8 protein-coding genes are annotated in these 6756 nt (G+C 74.4%); 7 read left to right on the top strand and 1 reads right to left on the bottom strand.

Annotated features, from left to right (window positions below):
* Nucleotides 1–110: 110 nt before the first annotated feature.
* From ACIBAI_RS23550 to ACIBAI_RS23535, 4 genes are all read left to right on the top strand, one after another.
* Nucleotides 111–275 carry a DUF4177 domain-containing protein gene (locus ACIBAI_RS23550; protein WP_344606582.1) on the top strand — a complete coding sequence of 55 codons (165 nt, stop codon included), beginning with the start codon at nt 111–113 and terminating at the stop codon, nt 273–275.
* Nucleotides 272–739: a RidA family protein gene (locus tag ACIBAI_RS23545; protein WP_399037115.1), complete on the top strand. Its 468-nt coding sequence runs from the start codon at nt 272–274 to the stop codon at nt 737–739. Before ACIBAI_RS23550 ends, ACIBAI_RS23545 begins: the two co-directional genes overlap by 4 nt.
* A gap of 172 nt (nt 740–911) precedes the next feature.
* On the top strand, nt 912–1793 hold the full coding sequence (locus ACIBAI_RS23540; RefSeq protein ID WP_399037113.1) for an NUDIX hydrolase: 882 nt from the start codon (nt 912–914) through the stop codon (nt 1791–1793).
* A complete protein-coding gene (locus ACIBAI_RS23535) occupies nt 1790–2641 on the top strand; it encodes an MBL fold metallo-hydrolase (protein WP_399037111.1) in 852 nt (283 codons plus the stop codon). The genes ACIBAI_RS23540 and ACIBAI_RS23535 overlap by 4 nt, the downstream gene beginning before the upstream one ends.
* Before the next feature lie 98 nt (nt 2642–2739).
* Here ACIBAI_RS23535 and ACIBAI_RS23530 read toward each other — a convergent pair whose 3' ends face one another.
* Nucleotides 2740–3414: a Crp/Fnr family transcriptional regulator gene (locus tag ACIBAI_RS23530; protein WP_029382547.1), complete on the bottom strand. Its 675-nt coding sequence runs from the start codon at nt 3412–3414 to the stop codon at nt 2740–2742.
* Nucleotides 3415–3665: 251 nt separating this feature from the next.
* Here ACIBAI_RS23530 and nth point away from each other — a divergent pair, with 251 nt between their 5' ends.
* The 3 genes from nth to ACIBAI_RS23515 all read left to right on the top strand — a co-directional run bounded on the left by nth (nt 3666) and on the right by ACIBAI_RS23515 (nt 6750).
* Nucleotides 3666–4655, top strand: coding sequence for an endonuclease III (gene nth / locus ACIBAI_RS23525; RefSeq protein WP_399037110.1), 990 nt, complete (start codon nt 3666–3668; stop codon nt 4653–4655).
* Nucleotides 4656–4743: 88 nt separating this feature from the next.
* The gene (locus tag ACIBAI_RS23520; RefSeq protein WP_344606570.1) at nt 4744–5433 is read left to right on the top strand and encodes a CoA pyrophosphatase; all 690 of its coding nucleotides are present in this window, start codon (nt 4744–4746) and stop codon (nt 5431–5433) included.
* 117 nt (nt 5434–5550) lie between these two features.
* Complete coding sequence (locus ACIBAI_RS23515; protein WP_399037108.1) at nt 5551–6750, top strand: MarP family serine protease; 1200 nt, start codon at nt 5551–5553, stop codon at nt 6748–6750.
* The last annotated feature ends 6 nt before the right edge of the window (nt 6751–6756 follow it).

Genomic DNA, 6756 nt, shown 5'->3' with positions numbered 1-6756 from the left:
CCTCCCTGCGGTGCAGTCCTAGACAGCTCCACCACAGCGGAGGTCTTCGCCATGATCAAGACCCACCAGTGTTAACAACGCTCGTGGTCAATACAGCTAGAGTCGGCCGCATGACCAAGAAGTGGGAATACGCGACCGTGCCGCTGCTCGTCCACGCCACGAAGCAGATCCTGGACACCTGGGGCGAGGACGGCTGGGAGCTCGTCCAGGTCGTGCCCGGGCCGAACAACCCCGAACAGCTCGTGGCCTACCTGAAGCGGGAGAAGCAGGGATGAGCGCGGTCGAGGCGCGGCTGGCCGAGCTGGGCCTGACGCTGCCGGCGGTCGTGCCGCCGATCGCCGCGTACCAGCCGGCCGTGCAGTCGGGCGGATACGTCCACACCTCCGGCCAGCTCCCCATGGTGGACGGCAAGCTGCCCGTCACCGGCAAGGTGGGCGCCGAGGTCACGCCGGAGGAGGCCAAGGACCTGGCGCGGACGTGCGCGCTGAACGCCCTGGCCGCCGTCAAGTCCGTCACCGGTGACCTGGACCGCATCGCGCGCGTGGTGAAGGTGGTCGGCTTCGTGGCCTCCGCGTCCGACTTCACCGGCCAGCCGGGTGTCGTCAACGGGGCGAGCGAGCTGCTGGGCGAGGTCCTGGGCGACAGGGGCGTGCACGCGCGCAGCGCGGTCGGCGTGGCGGTGCTGCCGCTGGACGCCCCCGTGGAGGTGGAGATCCAGGTGGAGCTGACACAGGAGTAGCGCCACGCGGCGGACGCGGGCGCGGGGACGCCCGGCCGGGGCGGGGCCCCGGCGGGGGCGCCCGGCCGGACCGGTCGTCCGCGCCGGGGCCGTTCCGCGCCGCCGGCGCCCGGGCGGGCGCCGGGGACGGCGGCCACTCGAACATCCGCCCGTCTCGGGATAGCCTCCGGCCATGGCGAATGGGCAGTGGTACCCACCGGAGTGGCCGGACCGCATCCGCGCGCTCGCGGCCGGCACCCTCACACCGGTCACCCCCCGGCGCGCGGCCACCGTCATGCTCCTGAAGGACACCGGCTCCGGCCCCGTCGTCCACCTGCTGCGCAGACGCGCCTCCATGGCCTTCGCCGGAGGCGCGTACGCCTATCCCGGCGGCGGGGTCGACCCGCGCGACGACGACCGGGACATCGGCTGGGCGGGCCCCCCGCGCGCGTGGTGGGCGGACCGGCTCGGCGTCGACGGGGCCGCCGCCCAGGCGATCGTCTGCGCGGCCGTACGGGAGACCTACGAGGAGGCGGGCGTCCTCCTCGCCGGGCCGGACCCCCACTCCGTGGTCGGCGACACCACGGGCGCCGACTGGGAGGCGGACCGCGCCGCCCTGGTCGCCCGCGACCTGTCCTTCGCGGAGTTCCTGGACCGTCGCGGCCTGGTCCTGCGCTCCGACCTGCTGGGCGCCTGGGCCCGCTGGATCACCCCCGAGTTCGAGCCCCGCCGCTACGACACGTGGTTCTTCGTGGCCGCCCTCCCCGAGGGGCAGCGCACCCGCAACGCCTCCACGGAGGCCGACCGCGCGGTGTGGATCCGGCCGGCGGACGCGGTCGGCGGCTACGACCGGGGCGAGCTGCTGATGATGCCGCCGACCGTCGCGACCCTGCGCCGGCTGGTCCCGTACGCCACGGCCGCCGAGGCGCTGGCCGACGCGCCCGGACGCGACCTGACCCCCGTCCTGGCCCGGGCCCGCCTGGTGGACGGCGAGATCGTGCTCTCCTGGCCCGGCCACGACGAGTTCACCCGGCACGTCCCGACCACCACCGAGACCGGGGGAGTCCCCGCATGACGGACGCAAGCGTTCTGCCCGGCCGGCCGCGGGACGGAGTCCGCACGGGTCCCGCGACCGCGCGGGCCGTCAACGTCCTCGCGCCCAACGCCTCCGCGATGACCCTGGACGGGACGAACACCTGGATCCTCTCGGAGCCCGGCTCCGGCCTGGCCGTCGTGGTCGACCCGGGACCGCTGGACGAGGGCCACCTGCGCGCGGTCGTCGACACGGCCGAGCGGGCCGGCCGGCGCATCGCCCTCACCCTGCTGACGCACGGCCACCCCGACCACGCCGAGGGCGCCGCCCGGTTCGCCGAACTGACCGGCACCCGCGTGCGCGCCCTGGATCCGGCGCTCCGGCTGGGCGACGAGGGCCTGGCCGCCGGAGACGTGATCACCGTCGGCGGCCTGGAGCTGCGGGTCGTACCGACCCCCGGGCACACCGCGGACTCCCTCTGCTTCCACCTCCCGGCCGACCGGGCCGTCCTGACCGGCGACACGGTCCTGGGCCGCGGTACGACGGTGGTGGCGCACCCCGACGGCCGCCTCGGCGACTACCTGGACTCCCTGCGGCGGCTCAGGTCGCTCACGGTCGACGACGGCGTGCACACGGTGCTCCCCGGCCACGGCCCCGTCCTGGAGGACGCCCAGGGCGCCGTCGAGTTCTACCTCGCCCACCGCGCCCACCGGCTGGCCCAGGTCGAGACGGCCGTCGAGGACGGCTACCGGACGCCGTCCGAGATCGTCGCCCACGTGTACGCCGACGTGGACCGCTCGCTGTGGCCGGCGGCGGAACTGTCGGTCCGGGCGCAGCTGGACTACCTGGAGGAGCACGGGCTCATCCCGCGACGATCCGAGGACATCTGACGGGAGCCGGGGCGGCGGCCCCGGAGCACGGCGGCGACACGCGCGAAGTCCCGCCTCCGGGGAGGCGGGACTCCGGGACGTACGGCCGGGACCCGGCGTCAGCGGGACCGCTTGGCGAGGCGCTCCACGTCCAGCAGGATCACCGCGCGGGCCTCCAGGCGCAGCCAGCCGCGCTGGGCGAAGTCCGCCAGGGCCTTGTTGACCGTCTCGCGGGACGCGCCGACCAGCTGGGCCAGCTCCTCCTGCGTCAGGTCGTGGACGACGTGGATGCCCTCCTCGGACTGCACGCCGAAGCGGCGGGAGAGGTCCAGCAGGGCGCGGGCGACCCGGCCCGGGACGTCCGAGAAGACCAGGTCGGACATGGCGTCGTTGGTCTTGCGCAGACGGCGCGCGACGGCGCGCAGCAGCGCCGCGGCCACCTCGGGACGGGCGTTCAGCCAGGGCTGGAGGTCGCCGTGGCCCAGCCCGAGCAGCTTGACCTCGGTCAGCGCGGTGGCGGTCGCCGTACGCGGGCCCGGGTCGAAGAGCGACAGCTCGCCGATCAGCTCGCCGGGACCGACGACGGCCAGCATGTTCTCGCGGCCGTCGGGGGACGTGCGGTGCAGCTTGACCTTGCCCTCCGTCACCACGTACAGGCGATCTCCGGGGTCGCCCTCGTGGAACAGCGAGTCGCCACGGGCGAGGGTCACCTCACTCATGGAGGCGCGGAGCTCCGCGGCCTGCTCGTCGTCGAGCGCCGCGAAGAGCGGGTTGCGCCGCAGAACGTCGTCCACGAGTTCTCTCCTTGTCGACCTGCTCAGGGGATCTTGCTCCCCCGTGCACCAGGGGACCGTGGTGCCCATTTTGCCGGACAGTCCAAACAGTGTGATCTATCACAAGGATGCCGCACATGTGTCCCGGGGTACGCGCCAGGGGCCCGATCGGACGCCGATCCCCGGGGCCTGCGGCGGATGTCGGTGCTGGGCCGTAGGCTGACCGGGTGTCCAAATCGCCGGTGAGAGCACAGGCCGAGGGGGCTGCGCGGATGGTTGTGCGTCGCGATTCCGCCGTGGGCGAACAAGGCCCCGGCAGCGGCAGTGAAACGGCGAAAGCGGCAAAGAGGGTTCCGGTGAAGAAGACGACGACCGGGAAGAAAACCGCCGCCGGGAGGACCGCCCCGGCCGAGGGCGCCGCCTCCGGAGAGCCCGCTCCGGCCGAAGGCGCCGCCCGTGCGCGGACCGCCGGCGGGGCGCCGCGCGGCGAGTCGCGCACGGCCCTGGTCCGCCGCGCCCGCCGGATCAACCGCGAACTCGCCGAGGTCTACCCGTACGCCCACCCCGAGCTGGACTTCGACAGCCCCTTCCAGCTGCTGGTCGCCACGGTCCTGTCCGCCCAGACCACCGACCTGCGCGTCAACCAGACCACCCCCGCCCTGTTCGCCCGGTACCCCACCCCCGAGGACCTGGCCGCCGCCGACCCCGAGGAGGTCGAGGGGATCCTGCGCCCGTGCGGCTTCTTCCGGGCCAAGACCAGGTCGGTGATCGGACTGTCGAAGGCGCTGGTGGAGGAGTTCGGCGGCGAGGTCCCGGGCCGGCTGGAGGACCTCGTCAAGCTGCCCGGCGTCGGCCGCAAGACCGCCTTCGTGGTGCTCGGCAACGCCTTCGGCCGCCCCGGCATCACCGTGGACACGCACTTCCAGCGCCTGGTGCGCCGCTGGCGGTGGACCGACGAGACCGACCCCGACAAGATCGAGGCCGCCGTCGGCGCGCTCTTCCCCAAGAGCGACTGGACGGACCTCTCGCACCACGTCATCTGGCACGGCCGCCGCATCTGCCACGCCCGCAAGCCCGCCTGCGGCGCCTGCCCGATCGCCCCGCTGTGCCCGGCCTACGGCGAGGGCGAGACGGACCCGGAGAAGGCGAAGAAGCTGCTCAAGTACGAGAAGGGCGGCTTCCCGGGGCAGCGCCTGAGGCCCCCGCAGGCGTATCTGGACGCGGGCGGCAGGCCGGCGCCGCCGCTGGGGGCCACCGGATGACGGACCGGCCGAGGCGGCCCCGTACGCCCGCCCGGGAACGATCTCGGGGCCCTCGCGCGTTGGATCCGGCGGAACGACGGGGGTGGTGATGGCGCGAGCGAGCAACACACGGGGCGCGGCGCTCCGCAAGGAGGGTCTGCCGGCCTGGCTCGACCCGGTGGTGCGCGCGGCGGAGACGGTCCGGCCGGGACAGCTGAGCCGCTTCCTGCCCCCCGAGGACGGCGCGGGGCGGCAGTCGGCCGTGCTGATCCTGTTCGGCGAGGGCGAGCGCGGGCCGGAGCTGCTGCTCATGGAGCGGGCGAGCTCCCTGCGCTCCCACGCCGGCCAGCCCTCCTTCCCCGGCGGCGCCCTCGACCCCGAGGACGGCGACCCGCAGGCCGACGGCCCGCTGCGGGCCGCCCTGCGCGAGGCCGAGGAGGAGACCGGGCTCGACCCGGCCGGCGTGCAGCTCTTCGGCGTCCTGCCCAGGCTCTACATCCCGGTCAGCGGCTTCGTCGTCACCCCGGTGCTGGCCTGGTGGCGCGAGCCCAGCCCGGTCGGGGTCGTCGACCCGAACGAGACCGCCAGGGTCTTCACCGTTCCCGTGGCGGACCTCACGGACCCCGCCAACCGGGCCACCGCCGTCCACCCCAGCGGCCACCGCGGTCCGGCGTTCCTGGTCGAGTCGGCCCTCGTGTGGGGCTTCACGGCCGGAATCATCGACCGGCTCCTCCACTACGCGGGCTGGGAGCGCCCCTGGGACAGGAACAGGCAGGTCCCGCTCGACTGGCGGTCGTGACAGGGTGGCCCGCGTACGGTGTTCTCCCCGGGACGCTGCGTCCGGCCGCCGCGCGGCGGGCCGGAGCCCCGGACCGGGCTGGTGTGGGCGGAAGACGACGAGGCGAGGCCTGAAGCGGTGAACGTGCTGGACATCCTGTTGCTGGTCGCCGCCGTCTGGTTCGCGGTCGTGGGCTACCGCCAGGGCTTCGTCGTCGGCGTCCTGTCGGTGATCGGCTTCCTGGGCGGCGGTCTCGCCGCCGTCTACGTGCTGCCGGCCGTCTGGGACGCCGTGACGGACGACGCCGAGGTCGGCACCGCCGCCGCCGTCGCCGCGGTCGTCGTCGTGATCGTCTGCGCCTCCGTCGGCCAGGCCCTGACCACCCACCTCGGCAACAAGCTGCGCCGGTACATCACCTGGTCCCCGGCCCGCGCCCTGGACGCGACGGGCGGCGCCCTCGTCAACGTCGTAGCGATGCTGCTGGTCGCCTGGCTGATCGGCTCCGCCCTCGCGGGCACCACGCTGCCGACGGTCGGCAAGGAGGTCCGCAGCTCCCGGGTGCTGCTCGGCGTCTCCCGGGCGCTGCCCGCGCAGGCCGACACCTGGTTCGCGGACTTCTCCTCCGTCCTCGCGCAGAACGGCTTCCCGCAGGTCTTCAGCCCGTTCGCCAACGAGCCGATCGCCGAGGTGCGGCCCCCGGACCCGGCCCTGGCGGGCAGCGCCGTCGCCGCGCGCTCCCAGCGCTCCATCGTCAAGGTGATGGGCACCGCGCAGAGCTGCGGCAAGGTCCTGGAGGGCACCGGCTTCGTCTTCGCCGAGCGCCGCGTCATGACCAACGCCCATGTGGTGGGCGGCGTCGACGAGCCCACCGTGCAGATAGGCGGCGAGGGCCGCGTGTACGACGCCACGGTCGTCCTCTACGACTGGCGGCGCGACATCGCCGTGCTCGACGTCCCGGACCTGGACGCGCCCGCGCTGCGGTTCGCCGCCGAGGACGCGGGCAGCGGCGACGGCGCGATCGTCGCGGGCTTCCCGGAGAACGGCGCCTACGACGTCCGCGCCGCGCGCGTGCGCGGCCGCATCACGGCCAACGGCCCGGACATCTACCACCGCGGCACCGTCCGCCGCGACGTGTACTCGCTCTACGCGACCGTGCGCCAGGGCAACTCCGGCGGCCCGCTGCTCACGCCCGACGGCGAGGTCTACGGCGTGGTCTTCGCGAAGTCCCTCGATGACGCGGAGACGGGGTACGCGCTCACCGCGGACGAGATCCGGGAGGACATCGCCCGGGGACGGACGGCGAACCAGCAGGTGGACAGCGACAGCTGCGCGCTGTAGGGCCGG

This window comes from Streptomyces sp. NPDC051041 (assembly GCF_044456065.1).
GTDB lineage: Bacteria > Actinomycetota > Actinomycetes > Streptomycetales > Streptomycetaceae > Streptomyces > Streptomyces glaucus.
This window is presented reverse-complemented; position numbering and strand designations above follow the sequence as displayed.